This is a genomic window from Mycobacterium sp. SMC-4, assembly GCF_050205565.1.
GTDB lineage: Bacteria > Actinomycetota > Actinomycetes > Mycobacteriales > Mycobacteriaceae > Mycobacterium.
This window is the reverse complement of record NZ_JBNMQU010000012.1, coordinates 88601-108944: the sequence shown is the minus strand read 5'-3', so window position 1 is coordinate 108944 and position 20344 is coordinate 88601. Positions and strand designations below refer to the sequence as shown.

At 69.5% G+C, this 20344-nt stretch carries 13 protein-coding genes; 6 read left to right on the top strand and 7 right to left on the bottom strand.

All coding sequences use genetic code 11. The features are described 5' to 3' along the window. Positions 1-181: 181 nt before the first annotated feature. The gene (locus ACQI46_RS20550; RefSeq protein ID WP_427095887.1) at positions 182-925 is read right to left on the bottom strand and encodes a hypothetical protein; all 744 of its coding nucleotides are present in this window, start codon (positions 923-925) and stop codon (positions 182-184) included. Positions 926-1094: 169 nt separating this feature from the next. Between ACQI46_RS20550 and ACQI46_RS20545 the strand changes: the two genes are divergently transcribed. After that, positions 1095-2369 carry a multidrug effflux MFS transporter gene (locus ACQI46_RS20545; RefSeq protein WP_427095886.1) on the top strand — a complete coding sequence of 425 codons (1275 nt, stop codon included), beginning with the start codon at positions 1095-1097 and terminating at the stop codon, positions 2367-2369. A gap of 130 nt (positions 2370-2499) precedes the next feature. Then, positions 2500-4242 (top strand): MFS transporter, encoded by a 1743-nt coding sequence (locus ACQI46_RS20540; RefSeq protein WP_427095885.1) that lies wholly within the window; start codon positions 2500-2502, stop codon positions 4240-4242. Here ACQI46_RS20540 and ACQI46_RS20535 read toward each other — a convergent pair. From ACQI46_RS20535 to ACQI46_RS20520, 4 genes are all read right to left on the bottom strand, one after another. Beyond that, on the bottom strand, positions 4236-5630 hold the full coding sequence (locus ACQI46_RS20535; RefSeq protein ID WP_427095884.1) for an NAD(P)-binding protein: 1395 nt from the start codon (positions 5628-5630) through the stop codon (positions 4236-4238). The two genes, ACQI46_RS20540 and ACQI46_RS20535, sit on opposite strands and share 7 nt — an antisense overlap. Before the next feature lie 11 nt (positions 5631-5641). Continuing rightward, positions 5642-6994 carry an FAD-binding oxidoreductase gene (locus ACQI46_RS20530; protein WP_427095990.1) on the bottom strand — a complete coding sequence of 451 codons (1353 nt, stop codon included), beginning with the start codon at positions 6992-6994 and terminating at the stop codon, positions 5642-5644. An 8-nt stretch (positions 6995-7002) separates the two neighbouring features. Beyond that, on the bottom strand, positions 7003-10437 hold the full coding sequence (locus ACQI46_RS20525) for a TM0106 family RecB-like putative nuclease (RefSeq protein ID WP_427095883.1): 3435 nt from the start codon (positions 10435-10437) through the stop codon (positions 7003-7005). Positions 10438-10541: 104 nt separating this feature from the next. Then, positions 10542-11063, bottom strand: coding sequence for an LppP/LprE family lipoprotein (locus ACQI46_RS20520; RefSeq protein WP_427095989.1), 522 nt, complete (start codon positions 11061-11063; stop codon positions 10542-10544). Positions 11064-11189: 126 nt separating this feature from the next. Between ACQI46_RS20520 and ACQI46_RS20515 the strand changes: the two genes are divergently transcribed. Next, the gene (locus ACQI46_RS20515) at positions 11190-12881 is read left to right on the top strand and encodes a DEAD/DEAH box helicase (protein ID WP_427095882.1); all 1692 of its coding nucleotides are present in this window, start codon (positions 11190-11192) and stop codon (positions 12879-12881) included. Beyond that, positions 12878-14026, top strand: coding sequence for an acyltransferase family protein (locus ACQI46_RS20510; protein ID WP_427095881.1), 1149 nt, complete (start codon positions 12878-12880; stop codon positions 14024-14026). The genes ACQI46_RS20515 and ACQI46_RS20510 overlap by 4 nt, the downstream gene beginning before the upstream one ends. A 4-nt stretch (positions 14027-14030) precedes the next feature. Here the strand turns inward: ACQI46_RS20510 and ACQI46_RS20505 are convergent, their stop codons facing one another. Together ACQI46_RS20505 and ACQI46_RS20500 are read right to left on the bottom strand one after the other, a co-directional pair. Then, positions 14031-14621, bottom strand: a complete 591-nt coding sequence (locus ACQI46_RS20505; RefSeq protein WP_427095880.1) for a TetR/AcrR family transcriptional regulator — start codon at positions 14619-14621, stop codon at positions 14031-14033. Continuing rightward, positions 14621-15862, bottom strand: a complete 1242-nt coding sequence (locus ACQI46_RS20500) for a cytochrome P450 (protein ID WP_427095879.1) — start codon at positions 15860-15862, stop codon at positions 14621-14623. Before ACQI46_RS20500 ends, ACQI46_RS20505 begins: the two co-directional genes overlap by 1 nt. A gap of 125 nt (positions 15863-15987) precedes the next feature. On the opposite strand from ACQI46_RS20500, the gene ACQI46_RS20495 reads away from it, so the two are divergent. Then, a complete protein-coding gene (locus ACQI46_RS20495; RefSeq protein WP_427095878.1) occupies positions 15988-18597 on the top strand; it encodes an ABC transporter ATP-binding protein/permease in 2610 nt (869 codons plus the stop codon). After that, positions 18594-20330, top strand: coding sequence for an ABC transporter ATP-binding protein (locus ACQI46_RS20490; protein WP_427095877.1), 1737 nt, complete (start codon positions 18594-18596; stop codon positions 20328-20330). The genes ACQI46_RS20495 and ACQI46_RS20490 overlap by 4 nt, the downstream gene beginning before the upstream one ends. Positions 20331-20344 lie beyond the last annotated feature (14 nt).

Sequence of the window (20344 nt, the reverse complement as noted above, 5' to 3'; positions counted from 1 at the left end):
GGTGAAGGTGAATTCACGGCTGCTGTTCGCCTCAATTCTTCGCTTCCGGCCAGCGCCGCCAGTGGCAGCCGGCCACCTCAATCTCAACCCTGTGTGCGGGTACCCCGCTTGTCCGCCGTATATAGGCTAACGCTTCCGTCATTTGCCCGGGCAGGCAACGGTGCCCGCCGGAGGAACCCGTTCACGAGCGCTGTCCGGGCACCAGATGGAGGCCCGACGGCCACCTCGCGGGCGGCGGTCCGAACGCGGCGTGCGCGTTGGCGACGATCTTCTTGCCCATCAGGCGATTACCGACCCCGCCGACCACGGCACCCACCCCGACCGGCATCAACTTGCCGAACGCGATGGCGCCGCGTTTGAGGGTGTAGCGCTTGACGAAGTACCGCAGCAGCCGCGAATTCATCTGCGACAGCGCCGGCAACGGCAGCGACGCGGCCCCGTCGGAGAGCCACCCGCCGGTGGTCCGTCGACGTCCGAGGAGGTCACCGACGGCATGCTTGCTGTCGTCACCCACCAGCACGGCCAGCACCAGGGTGCGCCGCCGTTCCCGTTCGTCGATCGGGATGCCGTGCACCTCGGCGACCGCCAGCACGTACAACGCGGTGGCTTCCAGGAACACCACCGTCTCGCCCGCCACCGCCGACATCGCCACCAGCGTGCCGATGCCGGGGAACGCCGCGGCCGAGCCGACCGCCGCGCCGCTGGCCATCACCGCGGCCATGTAGCGCTTGTCCAACGCGGCGATGATGTCGGCCGGGGAGGCGTCGGGCTGATCGGCGCGCAACCGGTCGACGTAGGTCTTGACCGCCGGGCCCTGCACGCGCGCCCCGCGCTCGATGATCCGGGAGAGCACCTTGGCGACCGCGCCGGGATCCTCGTCCCTGACAGCCGGCGGGTTACTCGCGGTACGTGATCGGGCACTCATCCGTCGCCCCTCCTGTATCCACCTCGCAACGGCTGCTCATCCCACAGGCTAGTAGGTGAGGTCATCCGGAGAACCAACGCATCGACTGCGGTCTTGGTCCCCGCCGTGATCGCGGTCACTTCTTGCGGGAGCGGGAAGAATTTATTGGAAAGCGACGCTAACCAAACCCATGGCAGTATCCCCTGACGTGGATGTGAGGCAACCGGGACGCTTGCGGATGATCGTGGTGCTCGGCTTGCTGGTGGCCCTCGGGCCGCTCACCATCGACATGTATCTGCCGGCGCTGCCCAAGATCGCCGAGGACCTGTCGGTGTCGTCGTCGGTGGTGCAGTTGACGCTCACCGGCACCCTGGCCGGACTGGCGCTCGGGCAGCTCATCATCGGTCCACTGTCGGACGCCCTCGGCCGTCGCAAACCGCTGATCGGCGGGATCGTGCTGCACATGCTGGCCTCGCTGCTGTGCATGTTCGCCACCGACATCACCGTGCTCGGTATCGCCCGCGGACTCCAGGGCATGGGTGCCGCGGCCGGGATGGTGGTCGCGATCGCCGTCGTGAGCGACCTGTACACCGACTCGGTGGCCGCGACCGTGATGTCGCGGCTGATGCTCGTGCTCGGTGTGGCGCCGGTCCTGGCGCCCTCGCTGGGCGCCGCAGTCCTGCTGCACGGGTCGTGGCACTGGGTCTTCGCCGCGCTGGTCGTCGTCGCCGGGGCGCTGCTGGTGATGGCGGCTCTGGCATTGCCCGAGACGCTGCCCACCGACCACCGGCGTTCTCTGCGCGTGGGCAGCATCGCGCGCACCTACCTCGAACTGCTGCGCGACGTGCGCTTCGTGATCTTGGTGCTCGTCGGCGCTCTGGGCATGTCCGGGCTGTTCGCCTACATCGCCGGTGCCTCGTTCGTCCTGCAGGGCCGGTTCGGACTCGGTCAGACCGCCTTCGCGCTGGTGTTCGGCGCGGGCGCCGTCGCCCTCATCGGGACCACGCAGTGCAACGTGGTGCTGCTGCGCCGGTTCGCGCCCCAGCAGATCATGGTGTGGGCGCTGGTGGTCGCGGCCGTGTCCGGTCTGGTGTTCGTGGGGTTGGCCGTCACCGGTGTCGGTGGTGTCGCCGGGTTCGTGGTGCCGGTGTGGGTGATCCTCGGTGCGATGGGTTTGGTGATCCCGAACGCCCCCGCGGTGGCGTTGACGCGACACCCGGATGCCGCGGGCACCGCGGCCGCGTTGCTGGGCGCTGTGCAGTTCGCGGTCGGCGCCGCCGTCGCCCCGGTGGTGGGGATCCTCGGCAACGACGAACTCGCGATGGCCCTGGTGATGGCGTCCGGAGTGGTCCTGGCGTTGCTCGCGCTGGTGCTCACCGGGTCGCACAGGGTCGCCAAGGATGTTGCTCGCGACCAGGACCGCGCGCAGGGCGCGGCCGAACCCGCAACCGTCCCGCCCGCCTGATCCTCAGGACACGGCCGGCGCGGGACTTGTCGGCGGTGCGCGGCGCCCGTACCGTCGGGCCCGACCGCTCGACGGCACCCCCACCTCGTCGAGCACCCGCCCCCGTCGAAGTTGCGTAGCCGAGTTTGTGATGCCTGAATCGCCGTCCCAGCCTGCGTCCGTGCAGCCGGCCAACCCGTGGCCTGCGCTGTGGGCGCTGCTGGTCGGGTTCTTCATGATCCTCGTCGACGCGACCATCGTGGCGGTCGCGAACCCGGCCATCATGGCGAGCCTGGACGTCGGCTACGACGCGGTGATCTGGGTGACCAGCGCCTACCTTCTGGCCTACGCCGTGCCGCTGCTGGTGGCGGGCCGCCTCGGCGACAGGTTCGGACCGAAGAACGTGTATCTGGCGGGTCTGGCGGTCTTCACGCTGGCGTCGCTGTGGTGCGGACTCTCCGACACCATCGGGATGCTCGTCACCGCCCGTGTGGTGCAGGGCGTCGGTGCGGCGCTGCTGACGCCGCAGACGCTGACGGTGATCACGCGCACCTTCCCGGCGCACCGGCGCGGGGTCGCGATGAGCGTCTGGGGTGCCACCGCCGGCGTGGCCACCCTGATCGGTCCGCTGGCGGGCGGGGTGCTGGTCGACACCCTCGGCTGGCCGTGGATCTTCATCGTCAACGTGCCCGTCGGTGTGCTGGGCCTCGCGCTCGCGGTGTGGCTGGTGCCCGCGCTGCCGACCCAGACCCACCGGTTCGACATTCCCGGTGTGGTGTTGTCCGGGATCGGGTTGTTCCTGATCGTGTTCGCGCTGCAGGAGGGACAGGCCAACGACTGGGCGCCGTGGATCTGGGCGTCGATCGGCATCGGCGTGGTGGTGATGGTCGGGTTCGTGTACTGGCAGTCCGTCAACACCGGCGAGCCGCTGATCCCGTTGCGCATCTTCGGTGACCGCGACTTCTCGATGTCGAACTTCGGTGTCGCGACGATCGGGTTCGTGGCCACCGGCATGCTGCTGCCGCTGATGTTCTACGCGCAGTCGGTGTGCGGACTGTCGCCGACGCGCGCCGCGGTGCTGGTCGCGCCGATGGCGGTGGCGACCGGCGTGCTCGCGCCGATCGTCGGTCGGATCGTCGACCGGGCCCACCCCCGCTCGGTGATCGGCTTCGGCTTCGCGACGCTGGCGGTGGGAGTGACCTGGTTGTCGATCGAGATGACGCCGACGACACCGATCTGGCGGCTGGTGCTTCCGCTGACGGTGCTCGGTGTGGCGATGGCGTTCATCTGGTCGCCGCTGGCGGCGACCGCCACCCGCAACCTGCCGGCTGCGCTGGCCGGCGCCGGCTCGGGCGTCTACAACACCACCCGGCAGGTCGGGTCGGTGGTGGGCAGCGCGGGCATGGCGGCGTTCATGGCATCCCGGCTGTCGGCCGAGATGCCCGGCGCGGTCGACGCGCCGGCCCGGTCGGAAGCTCCGGTGGGTCCGCTGCCCGATTTCCTGCACGAACCGTTCGCCGCGGCGATGTCGCAGGCCATGCTGCTGCCGGCGTTCGTCGCGCTGTTCGGCGTGATCGCGGCGATCTTCTTCCTGGGCTTCCCCAATTCACCGCTGGTGACGTCCACCGCCACGACGCGGGACGATCCCACCGAATCGGACGACTGGTACGCCGACGACGGGTACGTCGACGACGACGACTACGTCGAGTTCCTCGTCGAGCATGCGCCGTCGCCCGACCCTGACATCGTCGCACCGGACGACTCCGAAACCACCCAGCACGCGTGGCGGTTCATCCTGGACCGCATGCTCGACGAGCCCCACGTCAACGGTTCAGCGTCGGACGGCGATCCGATGCCCGGCGAAGAGACCTACGGGCGGCACTCGCGTCACTGATCGGCACCCTCGAGCAACTCGGTCAGCCGGTCGTTGGCCTTGCGCAGCGCGACCGACAGCGCGCCCATCGCCTTCTCCTGGACCCGCGGCTTGTCGGGGAACATCGGGAACACGTCACGAAGCACATTGAGCCGCGTCTTGCTCAACCAGTCCATCAGCGCGGGGTCCTGCATCCATCGCATATGAGCGCGGTTGTCGCTCAACAGGATCCGCAGCCAGTCCAGCGGGGCGTCGGGGTGGCGGACCGGCACGCACAGCTCATTGCGGACCGCGTCGTCCGGGTAGGTGGCCTCGACATGTGCGATGAACGCCGAGCTGAACACCTGCTGACAGCCGCGCACACTCTGCAGCACCATCCGGTCGCCGTCGAACACCGGCACCGACGGCGGCCGCGGCAACCCCTGGGTGGTGCAGTCCACGACCAGCGACGGCCCCGCCGGGATCGATGCGTCGCGCAGCCTCAGACGGTCGTGGTCGACATGCTGCAGATGACCGAGTCGCACCACATCGGCGATCAGGCGCAGCTGTTCGAGCTCGACGATCGACACGATCGCGCAGTGGTACATCGTCGGCCGCACGTCGGGGTCGAGGCGCAGCAGGTTCTCTTCGGCCTCCAGCCGCTCGAACAGGTCCTCGACCGATGAGGCCGCTTCAAGGGCACCCATCCGGGAGCCGATCGACGCGCGAAGCGCCTTGGCGAACGGTGCACCGGGCTGGATGTGGGCGCGGTTGAGCAGCCACGAGTCCCGCGGCATGATCCATCGCAACCGGTCGGCGGGGACGCCGTGGCGCATCAGCCACAGGCAGCAGTCCATGCCGGTCTTGCCACCGCCGACGATGGTGAAGTGCCGGTGGCCCGCGGCCCGGCGCGGTAGTTCGTTGGGGGAGACCACCTCGACGCCGTCGGCGGCGGTGAACGGCGGCGGGCGCATCGACTGGACCACGGTCAGCAGGTAGGTGGCGTCGACCACGCGGCGCCGCACGGTCACCGTGTGGTCGCGACCGTCGAGGGTGCGGAAGCGGTTCTCCCCGAGATACCGGGACGCCGGAAAGTACGACAGCCGGCCGGTGGGCAGCAGCTGATGCCGCATCACCTCGTCGTAGTAGGCGCACACCTCATGTCCGGAGGCCAGCTCGAAAAACCCTGCGTTGAACCCGGATTCGTCGATGCGGTCCTCGCCGGGCAGGGGGCGCGAGTTGACACCGTAGTACGCCGAGGGTTGGTGCAGTCGCACGAACGGATACACCGAGTTCCAGTGGCCGCCGGGTTGGTGATTCTGGTCGACCAGCACGATCGTGGCATCGGTCTCGCTGAGCATGGTGTCGACGAACGCCATCCCCATGGCGCCCGCTCCGACGACGAGGTAGTCAGCCTCCATGCTGGTCACTGGCTGCCAGGTTAACCGAACAGCACCGCGGGGTTCAGGAAGCCGGTCGGATCGAATGCTGCTTTAACCGTCCGCATCGCGGCGATGTCGGCATCGGTACGCGACATCGACAGGTACTCGCGTTTGCGGGTGCCGACACCGTGTTCGGAACTGACGTTGCCGCCGTGCTCATCGATCAAGGCCATCATCGCCGCGTACAGCGCGTGCTCGTCGTCGGGGTCGAGGACGCAGCGCACCAGGTTCAGGTGCAGGTTTCCCTCACCGACATGCCCGAACAGCACCGGGATCGCGTCCGGGGTGTGCGCGGCGACGAGTTCGCGGGCCGCGTCGACGAACCCGCGGATCCCGGAAAGGGGCAGCGACACATCGAATTTCAGCGGCGGTCCGTAGACACCGAGGACGTCGGCGATGGCTTCGCGCACCTGCCACAACCGCTGCGCGGCAGCGACGTCGATGCCGACGGCGGGCTCGTCGGCCAGGTCGGCGCCTTCCAGAGCGTCGGCGAGCCGCTCGGTCAGACCGTCTTCGCGGTCACCGACCAACTCGACCAACAGCAGCCAGTCGCCGGCCACCGGTGCGCGCACATCGGCATGCTCGGCGGTCAGGGCCGCGGCCCGCGCGTCGATCAGTTCCAGCGCGGCGATCCCCTGCAGGTCGCGGAACCCGCGACCGGCGGCCACCAGTGCGTCGAGGTCGGCGAACCCGCATACCGCGGTGACCCGGCAGCCCGGGTTGGGATGCAGTCGCAGGTCCACGCCGGTGATGACGCCGAGGGTGCCTTCGGCGCCGACGAACAGCGACGCCAGGTCGTAACCGGTGTTGTCGCTGCGCACCTTGCTGTGCCGGTGCACGATCGTGCCGTCGGGCAGCACCACGTCCAGACCCAGAATCTGCTCGCTCATGTTGCCGTACCCCACCGTGCGCAGCCCGCCCGCGTTGGTCGAGGCCATCCCGCCCACGGTCGCCGAATCCCGCGCCGCGAGATCGACTCCGAACACCAATCCCGCCGCGACAGCCGCCTGCTGCACTTCGGCCAGGGTCACCCCGGCGCCGACGTGCACGCGCCGCTCGACGACGTCGACCTCCCCGACGTCCCGCAGCCGTTCGGTGGACAACAGCACGTCGTCGTGCTCGGGAACGGTGCCGGCCACCAACGACGTCCGCCCGCCCTGCACGGTGACCGGCACACCGGCGTCCCGGCACGCCGTCAGCACGGCGCTGACCTCCTCTGCCGAGCCGGGCCGCACCAGCGCGCGGGCGCGGCCGCGGTAACGGCCGGTGTGGTCGACGCTGCGACCGGCCAGCACGTCGGGGTCGGTGCTGACATGGCGGTCCCCGACGATGCCGGCGAGGCGTTCGCCCAAGCTTTCGGTCACCTCGTGGGTGTATCACATCCGGTCAGCGACAGGAACGCGCCGAGCTCGACCAGCCGGTCGGGTGTGGCCGGTAGGTAGTCGGTGAGCTGAGCCGAGCGCACCACCACGGCCAGGTACTTGGCTCGGCTGATCGCGACGTTGAGACGATTCCTGTTCAGCAGGAACGACATTCCGCGGGGGACGTCGTCGACGGAGGACGCGGTCATCGACACGAACACCACGGGCGCCTGCTGGCCCTGGAACTTGTCGACGGTCCCCACCCGCACCTCGGTCAGGCCCGCGGCATCCAGATGACGCCGCACGGTCACCACCTGCGCGTTGTACGGGGTGACGACGAGGACGTCGTGCTGGTCCAGCGGTCGGGGGCCGTCCTCGTCGCTCCACCGGGCGCCCAGCAGTCGACGGGTCTCGGCGACGATCGCCTCGGCTTCCTCCGGGCTGGCGGTGGCGTTGCCGGCGTGCTCGAGCGCCAGGGTGTGCACCCCGGCGGGCACCCCGTCGATGCGCCGGGTGGCGGTGACGGGTTCGGGTTGCAGGCGACCGTCATAGGACAGCCGGGACACCGCCCGGCAGATCGCCGGGTGCATACGGAAGGAACGGTCCAGGAAGTAGCCGCGCTCCGGGGGCAATGTGTGGTGCCCGTCGACGAGCCACCCGAGCGCCGACCCGTCGACCGGCTCGGGATGCGTCCCCTGGCTGACCTGCGGCAGCTGTTGCGGGTCGCCCAGCAGCAGCAGGCTGCGCGCGGCGCGGGCCACCGCGATGGTGTTGGCCAGGCTGAACTGGCCGGCCTCCTCGACGACCAGCAGGTCCAGGCTCTGCGCGTCGATCTTGGTGGCGCTGGAGAAGTCCCAGGCCGTGCCGCCGACCACGCAGCCGTCGTGTTCGGCGATGAAACCCGCGAACTCCGGGTTGGTGAGCGCGGTCCACGGCGCGGTGCCCGAGTTGGTCTTCTTGCCCACCACCGCGGTATCCACGCCCGCTTTGATGATGCCGCCGAACAGGTTCTCCACCACGGCGTGCGACTGGGCGACCACCCCGATGCGCCATCGGTGGGTGTTCACCAGCTCGGCGATCACCCGGGCGGCGGTGAACGTCTTCCCGGTGCCGGGCGGGCCGTGCACAGCCAGGTAGGAGGCGTCGAGGTCGAGCAGGGCTGCGGTGATGTCGGCGACCACGTCGCCGGTGCGGGGCAGGGCGGCCCCGCTGACGGTGCGTGGAGGACGCCGCAGCAGCAGGTCGGTGACCGCGGTGGCGGGCAGGTGCGGTAACCCGTCGGCGATGGTCGCGGCGGTCGCGGCGATCGACTCCTGGAGGGGCTTGGTGCTGATCGGCGCACCGGGGGTCAGCGCGAACGGCAGTTGATCGAACACGTCGCCGTCCTTCGGGCGGCGCTCGCAGATGAGCACCTCGGTGGGCGCGTCGGGGTTGTCGCAGTCGAGCACGTTGGCCGTGCCGTAGCCGCGGCGGTCGGGGTCGTCGGACAGCCCCGCCGGCGACGGTGGATCGTAGAGCGCGAACAACTCCGCCTCCAGATCCCCGCTGGCGATCTGGCCGTAGAGCCGCACATGCCGTTGGGGCTTGCGGGCCTTCGGCGGCTGGTGCCAGTCGTTGACGATCTCGTGGCGGTCGGCCAGGAACACCCCGCCGTTGTCGGCCCATTCCTCGACCGGGTTGTTGACCCGGTCGAAGTGGCCCCACCAGAACGGCTTGTCCTCGCGTTTGTGAAAACCCTTGGCCGCGGCGAACATCGCCACGGCAACCTGTTCGGGGGTGCGCTCGGCCACGGCGTCGCCGGCGAACGCGCACAAGGCGCGCTCGACGCGGTCTGGCTCCGGTTCTGTCGGCACCTCGGGGGCCGCCTCGCGAGGCTGCACCGGAACCGGTCCGCGCGGGGGCACCGCGCAGTCGACGGTGCGGGCCACCAACCAGTCCCGCAGCCGGCGGGTGGACCGGCAGTCGTAGCGGTTGTACTCCTCGATCTGCTTGAGCACGGTGGCGGCGTCGTCGAGTCGACCGCTGTCGCGCAGCTCGCAGTAGCGCGCGTACTCGGTGATCGAGGCGGTGGCGGTGGTGACATCGCCGGTGCGCAGCTCGTTGCCCATGTAGAGCGGTTCCAGCGACTTGATGCTGTAGTTCTCGGTGCCCACGCGGATGCTCTTGCGCACCAACGGATACAGGTCGACCAGCACACCCTCGCGCAGCAGCTCGTCGACGTCGTCCTCGCCGACTCCGTAGCGGCCCGCCAGGCGCAGCAGGGTGCTCTTCTCGTAGGCCGCGTAGTGATAGACGTGCATGTTGGGGTAGCGGCGCCGCCGCTTGCGCACCATCTCCAGGAAGTTCACCAGCGCGCGCCGTTCGTCGGGCCGGTTGTGCGCCCACAGCGGGTGGAAGTCGTCCTTCATGCCCAGGACGCCCCACAGGTACTCCAGTCCCCACTCCCGGCCGTCTTGCGTCCACAGCGGATCGCCCTCGAAGTCGAAGAACAGGTCGCCCTTGTCCGCGTCGGGCAGCACCATCAACGGCTGCGGATCGACGACCTCGTACGGTGGCTTGCCGTCCACGGGGTCCGAAACCTGCAGGCGGGCCTGTGAACTCAGTGCGGCGAAGGTGCGTGGCGACACCTCCGGCGGGGTCGGTCCGTCGTAGGCGGCCAGCTCGGCCACCGTGGTGATGCCGGCGTCGAACAGGCGCGCCCGCTGGCTGGCCCGCATCCCGGCCACCAGCAGCAGGTCGTCGTGCGCGCGCACCTGCTCCTCGCAGTCGGGGCACCGGAAGCAGGCGCGCACCTGTTCGTCCTCCCACGTCACGGGGGCGCCGCCCGCGAGGTGACGATCCAGCAGTTCCTCCAGCGCGACCCGACGCGGCCGGTACACCGGCAGCAGCTCGGCCACCGGGTAGCTGACGGTGGTGCCGTCGCCGAGCACCAGGTCGACCTCGTCGGCCACCGCGACGTCGGCGTCGGCGAGCGTCTGGGCGTAGGCCGCCATCTGCAGCAGCGCCTCGACCTTGACCGAGCGGGCCAGCTTGGTGTCGCGCAGACGGTAGCGCGGGCCGTCGGGACCGTTCTCGAGCACCATGAAGTCGGCGAAGCCGACGAAGCGGCCGTCGAACATCGCGGCCTGGTAGATCGCCGGGGCGCCGCGGTCGACCGCTTGCCGCGTCTGCTCGGCGGCCGCGGTCAGCCCGGCCAGGGTGTACGGCGGGCGGCCGATTACGGTGACCTCACCCCGCCCGCGAAGCTGCTCGAGATGCCGGTGCTCATGCTGGTCGCCGAGCTCGGCGGTGCGGGCCAACAGTTCGTCGTCGCCGGAAATCGCTGGGCCCCAACCCAATCGGGAGTCGAAGCTGCGTAGCAGCGCGTACTCGCAGCGCGCCGCGGCGGCGAGGTCGGAGGCGCTGAACAACACGCGGCCGTCGATGACGAACACCTCGCCACTGTAGGGCAGCGCGCCGACACCGTTCGCCGGTCGAGGGGCGCCGAACGTCGGCTAACGGCACGCTTGCAGCACCTTTTCGTGCGGCAAGCCAACACTCAGCGCGGCGCGTTGCCGATCAGCTCGACGCCGCTGCCGTTCCAGCGGAACCGCACCACGCTGTCCAGCCCAGTGCCGTCGGAGTACTTCAACGCGACGGTGTCACCCGTGCTGGCCGTCATGTCCAGGCCGTTGAAGCCGTAGGTGTCCGGGACCCCGGTCGGGATGAACTTGCCCAGATGAAACAGCACCGCGCGGGTGTTGGGGTTGTCGGCGTTCGTATTGGCCCGCACGATCACCGCCGACAGCGGCGCGCACTCGTTGTAGTTGCCCGCCAGCGGTTCGGTGCTCCAGCCCTGGTTCGAGCGCGGGTCCCGCGGCAGCTCGGAGACCGCGCGGACGATCTCCGGGGCGGCCAGGTTGACCGCGCACGGATCGTCGGCCGGCGTCGGCCCGGGTGGTGGGGGAGGCGCGACGGGCGGCGGCGCGGCCACCGACGTGGGCGCCGGCGGCGCGGTCGGACCCGGAGTCTTGGACGCGGTGGAGTCGCCCGAACTGCATCCCGCCACCGCGATCACCATCGCGCCGGCGAGCGTCCCGAAGGTCCCGGCCCACTTCACAACAGCGCACCGTACCGTGAGGCACCGGTCACCTCGAACAGGCACGCGGAGGGAAACGGCTCCGGTTGGCACTAGACTTCCACCACGATGAACTCCTCGGACCCGGCTTCGGACAGTGCTGACGCACCCGTCGACCTGACCTTTGCTGACCTGCAGATTCACCCAGCCGTGCTGCAGGCGGTCAACGACGTCGGCTACGAATCGCCATCCCCGATCCAGGCGGAGACCATCCCGGCGATGCTCGCGGGCTCCGATGTCGTCGGCCTGGCGCAGACCGGAACCGGTAAGACCGCGGCGTTCGCGATCCCGCTGCTGTCGAAGATCGACGCCGACAGCCGCCACACCCAGGCGCTCGTGTTGGCGCCCACCCGCGAGCTGGCCCTGCAGGTCGCCGAGGCGTTCAGCCGCTACGGCGCGCACCTGCGCATCAACGTGCTGCCGGTGTACGGCGGCAGCTCCTACGGCCCGCAGCTGGCCGGCCTCAAGCGCGGCGCGCAGATCGTCGTCGGCACCCCGGGCCGGGTCATCGACCATCTGGAGAAGGGCAGCCTGGACCTGTCGCACCTGGACTACCTGGTGCTCGACGAGGCCGACGAGATGCTGCAGATGGGGTTCGCCGAGGACGTCGAGCGGATCCTGGCCGACACCCCGGAGTACAAGCAGGTCGCCCTGTTCTCGGCGACCATGCCGCCGGCGATCAAGAAGATCACCGCCAAATATCTGCACGACCCCGTCGAGGTCACCGTCAAGGCCAAGACGCAGACCGCCGAGAACATCACCCAGCGCTACGTCCAGGTCTCCGGCCACCGCAAGATGGACGCGCTGACCCGCCTGCTCGAAGTCGAGCCGTTCGAGGCGATGATCGTGTTCGTCCGCACCAAGCAGGCCACCGAAGAGGTCGCCGAGAAGCTGCGGGCCCGCGGATTCTCCGCCGCGGCCATCAACGGCGACATTCCGCAGGCCGTCCGGGAACGCACCATCAACGCGCTCAAGGACGGCTCACTGGACATCCTGATCGCCACCGACGTGGCCGCCCGCGGTCTGGACGTCGAGCGCATCTCCCATGTGCTCAACTACGACATCCCGCACGACCCCGAGTCCTACGTGCACCGCATCGGACGCACCGGCCGCGCGGGCCGGTCGGGCGCGGCGCTGCTGTTCGTCACCCCGCGCGAACGGCATCTGCTCAACGCGATCGAACGCGTCACCCGCCAGAAACTCGTCGAATCGGCGTTGCCGTCGGTCGAGGACGTCAACGAGAAGCGGGTCGCCAAGTTCCGCGACTCGATCACCGAAGCGCTCAGCGCGCCGGGCCTGGACCTGTTCCGCCGCCTGGTCGAGGACTACGAGCGCGACCACGACGTGCCGATGGCCGACATCGCCGCGGCACTGGCGTTGCAGAGCCGCGACGGCGAAGAGTTCCTGATGACCGAGCCGCCGCCGGAGAAGAAGCGCGAACGGCGCGAAAAGCCCATGCGCGAGGACCGGCCCCCGCGGGAGCGGCGTAGCGACCTGGCCACGTATCGGATCTCGGTGGGCAAGCGCCACAAGGTGGCGCCGGGTGCGATCGTGGGCGCCATCGCCAACGAGGGCGGCCTGAACCGGTCGGACTTCGGGCACATCGCGATCAAGTTGGAGTACTCGCTGGTGGAACTGCCGGCCAAGTTGCCGCACAAGACGCTGAAGGCCTTGGAGAACACCAGGATTCAGGGTCAGCTGATCAACCTTCAACCCGATCGCGGCCCCAAACCGCATCGCGGAAAGTTCAAATCGAAGTGACCTTGTCCGACAGGACAGAGGCTCAAGGTGGCCTCGAGTCGGTGACGGCGACCGGTCGCGTCGACTCACTCACCGGGATCCGCGCCGTCGCGGCGCTGCTCGTGGTGCTGACCCACGCGGCCTACACCACCGGCAAGTATCCGCGGGGGTTCGTCGGTCTGGTCTACTCGCGCATGGAGATCGGCGTGCCGATCTTCTTCGTGCTGTCGGGATTCCTGTTGTTCAGCCCGTGGGTGACGCGGGCCGCGGCCGGCCGCCCCGGACCGTCGGTGCGTCGTTACGCCTGGCGGCGGGTGCGGCGCATCATGCCGGCCTACGTCGTGACCGTGCTGGCCGCCTACGCGGTCTACCACTTCCGCACCGCCGGACCGAACCCCGGACACACGTGGGAAGGGTTGCTGCGCAACCTCACTCACACCCAGATCTACACCGACAACTACCTGTACTCGTATCTGCACCAGGGCCTGACCCAGATGTGGAGCCTGGCGGTCGAGGTCGCGTTCTACGTCATGCTGCCGGCGTTGGCCTACCTGCTGCTGGTGGTGCTGTGCCGGCGGCAATGGCGACCGCGTGTGCTGCTGGTGGGTCTGGCGGTGCTCGCGCTGGTGTCTCCGGCCTGGCTGGCGCTGGTGCACGCCGTCGACTGGCTCCCTGACGGCGCCCGCCTGTGGCTGCCCGGATATCTGGCGTGGTTCGTCGGAGGCATGGTGCTCGCGGCGCTGCAGCCGCTCGGGCTGCGGGCCTACGCGGTGGTGTGTGTGCCGCTGGCGGCCATCTGCTACCTCATCGTGTCCACACCGATCGGCGGCGAGCCGACCACCTCGCCGGCCGAGCTGTGGGAAGCCGTGGCGAAGATGGCGTTCTACGCGGTGATCGCCACGCTGGTGGTCGCGCCGTTGGCGTTGCGCGGCTCGGGACGCCCGGACTGGTATCAACGATTTCTGGGCAGCCGGCCGATGGTCTTCCTCGGCGAGATCTCCTACGAGATCTTCCTGATCCACCTCATCACCATGGAATTGGTCATGGTGGAGATCGTGCGTTACCCGATCTACACGGGTTCGGTGTGGTGGCTGTTCATCGGCACGATGGTGGTCACGATTCCGCTGGCGTGGCTGCTGCACCGGTTCACCCGCGTGCGGTCCTGAGCGCTCATGGCGTCGGCTGATCGGTCTGATGTGAGGGCAGCACGGTCGGTACCAGGAACTCTTCGAGCATGCTGCGTTCGTCGTCCTCGTCGCGGCCGGGAAAGACCAGGAACGACGTCATCACCCGCACCAGCCACCGGGCCCGGTGGGCGACCAGCTCCGGGTCGTCGGGGCCCAGGGAGATCACGAACGCCTCGGTGAGTGCGCTGATCACCTGTGACTGCTCGGCCATCTCGCCGCCGATCGGTCGCTGCGTGGTGGCGAACCAGGAGGCCAGTGTCGGGCTCTGCCGCACGTTGCGCAGTGAGCTCATCATGCCTTCGATCAGCCGCTGCGCAGGATCGTGGATCGCGGTGATCTGGTCGGTCATCTCACGGTAGAGGCGGTAGCTCTCGCGGTTGACGAACGCCGTGTACAGGGCCTCGCGGTTCTCGAAGTAGCGGTACAGCGTGGCTCGTGAACAGCCTGCAGCCGAGGCGATTTCGTGCATCCCGACGGTCGCGGCCTCTTTGTCGGCGAACAGTTCACCGGCCGCGTCGAGGATGCGGTCGGCGGCGACCTCGGTGCGCCGGCCGGCCAGCCAGTCGCCGGCCATCAGCGGCTCACCGTGAACGGCACCGACAGCGGTCGTCGCACATAGTTGCCGCCCGACCAGATGATCGCGGACTCGTCGATCTCGAAGTCGGGGATCTGCGCGAGTAGTTCGGTCAGCGCGACCCGCGACTGCATCCGGGCGGCCGCCGCCCCGAGGCAGTGGTGGGCGCCGTGGCTGAAGGTCAGGATGTTGCGCGGCCTGCGGGTGACGTCGAGTTCGGCGGCGTCGGAACCGTATTGGCGTTCGTCGCGGTTGCCCGAACCGTAGAGGAGCATGACCCGTCGGCCCTCGGGGATCGTGACGTCCTCGATGGTGACGTCGCGGGTGACGGTGCGGCCCAGCATCTGCACCGGCGAGGTCAGCCGCAGCAGCTCGTCGACCGCGTCGGGGATGAGCTCGGGATCGCCCACCAGCAGCGCCCGCTGGTCGGGCCGCTGGTGCAGTAGCTGCACCGATCCGCCGAGCATGCCGGTGGTGGTGTCGTTGCCGCCGGTGACCATGGTGAAGGTGAACGCCAAAATCGACAGCACCCCGGCGATGTCGCCGTCGGCGCCGACACCGGCGGCCACCAGATGCGAGACGGTGTCGTCTTCCGGGTCGGTGCGCCGGCGCTCGATCAGCGCGGTGAAGTAGCCCATCATGTCGCCCAGCGCGTCGCCGACGGTGGCCAACGTCCCGCCGATCCCGCCGTCGGCGGTGTTCGCGGCGACGATCGCGTCGGTCCAGCCGTCGAACTGGTCGCGATCGGATTCCGGCACCCCGAGATAGTGGGCGACGACCATCGAGGGCAGCGGTTTGAACAGTTCGGCGACGATGTCACCGCCGCCGTTGTCGCGCAGACGTCGCACCCGTTCCCGGACGAACGCGCGGACGGCCGGTTCGACCGTCTCCACCTGTCGCGGCGTGAACCCGCGCGAGACCAGACGTCGGAACTCGGTGTGGGTGGGCGGGTCCTGCATCACCATCGGCGGGTTGTCGGCCAACCCGAGAAGGTCGAGTTCGCCGTAGTTGACGGTCAGGCCCTGCGCCGAGGAGAAGGTCTGATGGTCACGGGCGGCGGCCCAGATGTCGGCGTGCCGGGACAGCACGAAGTAGTCGTGGTGGGGTTTGTCGGGCGGGACAACATGGTGGACGGGGTCGTGGTCGCGCAGCGCCCGGTACATGGTCCACGGTTCGGCCCAGCTTGCCGCGTCGCACAGCTCGAACCGCGCCGCCGCGCCGTGAGACAGAACCGCATTCATGTCTTGTTCGTACGACAGTCGACGGCCAATGTCAATTAATTCGTTCGACTGGGCCACCCGTCGGACCGCGGAGTAAGGCTAGCCTCAGTAGGTCCGTCCCGTGGCGGGCGGGGAGAGGAGTGGCGATGGCACGCGGTTTGCAGGGTGTGATGCTGCGCGGGTTCGGTGCGCGCGATCACCAGGCCACGGTGGTCGACAAGCAGTACGTGGCCCCGCACTTCGTGCGGGTGCGCCTGGTGTCCCCGACGCTCTTCGACGAGGTCGTCGTCGAACCCACGACCTGGCTGCGGTTCTGGTTCCCGGACCCGGAAGGTTCCGACACGGAGTTCCAGCGGGCCTACACGATCACCGAGTCCGATCCCGCATCCGGACGGTTCGCCGTCGACATGGTGCTGCACGAGCCGGCCGGGCCGGCGTCCACCTGGGCCCGCGACGTCGAACCCGGCGCGACGATCGCGGTGATGTCTCTGGGCTCGCGCGGCTTCACCGTCGCCGACGACCCGCTGGACCGCCCCGCCGGCTACCTGCTGATCGGCGACTCGGCGTCCACGCCCGCGATCAACGGCATCATCGGCGCCGTCCCGCACGACATCGCGATCGAGCTCTATCTCGAGCAGCACGACGACAATGACGCGCTGATCCCGCTCGCCGAGCATCCGCGGCTGACGCTGCACCGGGTACCGCGCCGCGACACCGGTTCGCTGGCCGCCGCCATCGAGGCGCGGGACTGGTCGAACTGGTACGCGTGGGTGGGGCCGGAGGCCGCCTCGCTGAAGCCGCTGCGGGCCCGGCTGCGCGACGAGTTCGGCTTCCCCAAGCAGGAGATCCACGCGCAGGCCTACTGGACCCAGGGCCGCGCGATGGGGTCCCACCGCGACGGGACCGACACCGCCGACGCGCCGGCGGCCACGCCGGCGGAAGCGGCACCGGCGCCCCAACCCGCCTCCGCGGCGTCCGACGCGAGGCCCGGCCGCTGGCGCGCGGCCGCCGCCGGCCGACTGCTGGCGCCGTTGAAGACCCCGCTGATCGTCGCCGGCGTGCTGCAGGCGGTGATTACCATCATCGAACTGGCGCCGTTCGTGCTGCTGGTCGAATTGGCTCGGCTGCTGCTGACCGGCGCCGGGGCGGACCGCCTGTGGGGGCTCGGCATGGCCGCCGTCGGGCTGCTCGGCACGGGCGCGTTCCTGGCCGCCGCGTTGACGTTCTGGCTGCACCGGCTCGACGCCCGGTTCGCGCACGAGGTGCGTGGCCGGCTGCTCACGAAGATGTCGCGCCTGCCGCTGGGCTGGTTCACCGCGCGCGGATCCGCACCGGTCAAGCAACTGGTGTCCGACGACACCCTGGCCCTGCACTACCTGGTCACCCACGCCATTCCCGATGCCGTCGCGGCGGTGGTGGCGCCGGTCGCGGTGCTGGTGTACCTGTTCGTCACCGACTGGCGCATCGCGCTGGTGCTGTTCATCCCGGTGCTGATCTACCTCGTGCTGATGTCCGTGATGACGATCCAGTCCGGTTCCAAGATCACCCAGGCGCCGCGCTGGGCTGAGCGGATGAGCGGGGAGGCCGGCGCCTATCTCGAAGGCCAACCGGTCATCCGGACCTTCGGCGGTGTGGCGGCGTCGAGCTTCCGGCAGCGACTCGACGGCTACATCGAGTTCCTCGTCAGCTGGCAGCGGCCGTTCGTCGGCAAGAAGACGCTGATGGACATGGTCACCCGACCCTCGACCTTCCTGTGGCTGATCCTGGCCGCCGGTGTCCCGCTGGTGGTGTCGGGGAGCCTGGACCCGGTGAACCTGCTGCCGTTCCTGTTGCTGGGCACCACCTTCGGGGCCCGACTGCTGGGCATCGGCTACGGCATGGCCGGCATCCAAACGGGGATGCAGGCCGCACGTCGCATACAGTCCACGCTCGACGAACCCGAGCTCGACGTCGTCGATGCGGCGAGCAGCGATGAAACGGCGCCCGGCACCGTCGAATTCGACCACGTCACCTTCGGGTACCGCCCCGGCGTACCGGTGATCGACGACGTCACCCTGACCCTGCGGCCGGGCACGGTGACCGCGCTGGTCGGCCCGTCCGGCTCCGGCAAGTCCACCCTCGCCGCGCTGGCGGCCCGATTCCACGACGTCGGCGCCGGCGCGATCCGGGTCGGCGGACGTGACATCCGCACCCTGACGGCCGACGACCTGTACCGCCGTGTCGGCTTCGTGCTGCAGGACACCCAGTTGGTGCACGGCACCGTCGCGGAGAACATCGCCCTGGCCGTTCCCGACGCCGGCATCGAACGCATCCAGGCCGCCGCCCGCGACGCCCAGATCCACGAGCGGATCCTGCGGATGCCCGACGGCTACGACACCGTGTTGGGGGCCGGGTCCACCCTGTCGGGCGGCGAGCGGCAACGGTTGACCATCGCCCGCGCGATCCTCGCCGACACACCCGTGCTGATCCTCGACGAAGCGACCGCGTTCGCCGACCCGGAGTCGGAATACCTTGTGCAGCAAGCCTTGAACCGGCTCACCCGCGACCGCACCGTACTGGTGATCGCGCACCGCCTGCACACCATCACCCACGCCGACCAGATCGTGGTGCTCGACCACGGCACGATCGCCGAGATCGGCACCCACGACCAACTGCTGGCCGCCGGCGGACGCTACCGCGCCCTTTGGGATTCCGGACGGCCGGTATCTGATAGGCGGCCTGCCGCCGTGGTCTCCAGTGCGGAGGCGACCCGATGATCCAGACCCTGCTCAGGCTGATCCCCGACGACCGCCGCGGAAAGGTCAGCGCGTACACCGTGCTGACACTGTTGTCGGTGCTGCTGCGTGCCGGCTCCGCGGTGCTGCTGATCCCGTTGCTGGCCGCGCTTTTCGGTGACACACCAGCCGATGCGTGGGTGTGGCTGGGCTGGCTGACGGTGGTGACGGTGGTCGGCTGGCTGGTCGACACCAGCACCGCGCGGCTGGGATTCGAACTGGGCTTCGCGGTGCTGGACCGCGCCCAACACGACATGGCCGACCGGCTGTCCGACATCGAATTGGGCTGGTTCGACCAGGACAACACCACCACGGCAAGACAGGCGATCGCGGCGACCGGTCCGGAACTGGCCGGGCTGATGGTCAACCTGCTGACCCCGCTGATCGGGGCGGTCCTGCTGCCGGCCGCGATCGGCGTCGCGCTGCTGTTCGTGTCGGTGCCTCTCGGGCTGGCCGCGCTGGCCGGGGTGGCGGTGTTGTTCGGCGCGCTGTGGTTGTCGGGCCGCCTCAGCCGCAGCGCCGACCGGATCGCCGGTGCCACCAACGTCGCGTTCACCGAGCGCATCATCGAGTTCGCGCGTACCCAACAGGCGTTGCGTGCGGCGCGCCGCGTCGAACCCGCCCGCAGTCTGGTGGGCGACGCGCTCGAGGCGCAGCACGGCGCCGGGCTGCGGCTGCTGACCATGCAGATCCCGGGCCAGCTGCTGTTCAGTCTGGCCAGCCAGGTGGCGCTGATCCTGTTCGCGGCGATGACGGCCTGGCTGACGGTGCGGGGCGATCTCGGAGTGGCCGAGGCGGTCGCGCTGATCGTGGTGCTGGCCCGCTATCTGGAGCCGTTCACCGTCGTCAGTGAGCTCTCGCCGGCCATCGAGTCGACCCGCACCACCCTCGGCCGGATCCGGGCGGTACTCGACGCGCCGCGGCTTTCCTCCGGCACTCAGCCGCTGACCTCGCAGAACACCGCGCCGGCAATCACTTTCGAGAACATCAGCTTCGGATACGGCGAGAACCGGGTGCTCGACAGCGTGAACTTCACATTGGCGCCCGGCTCGACCACCGCGATCGTCGGGCCGTCCGGTTCGGGCAAGAGCACCATCCTGGCGTTGATCGCCGGTCTGCACCAACCCGATTCCGGTCGGGTGCTCATCGACGGTGTGGACCTGGCATCGCTGGACCCCGAGGCGCGTCGCGCCGTGCTCAGCGTGGTGTTCCAACACCCGTACCTGTTCGACGGCGCACTGCGCGACAACGTCGTCGCCGGCGACCCGACAGCCGACGACGCCGCCGTCGCCACGGCGATGCGGCTGGCGCGCGTGGACGAACTCACCGCCCGGCTGCCGGACGGGGACGTCACCAAGGTCGGCGAGGGCGGTGCGGCGCTGTCCGGCGGTGAACGTCAGCGGGTCAGCATCGCCCGGGCGCTGCTGAAACCGGCCCCGGTGCTGCTCGTCGACGAGGCCACCAGCGCGCTGGACACCGAGAACGAGGCGGCGGTCATCGACGCGTTGACCGTCGACCCCCGCCCACGCACCCGCGTCATCGTCGCGCACCGGTTGGCCAGCATCCGGCACGCCGACCGCGTGCTGTTCGTCGAGGACGGACAAGTGGTCGAGGACGGCACGATCGACGAATTGCTCGCTGCCGATGGTCGTTTCGAGCAGTTCTGGAGTCAACAGCAGGTGGCCGCCGGCTGGCAGATCGCCACCCGCAGCTGACCGTTCTCCCCGCG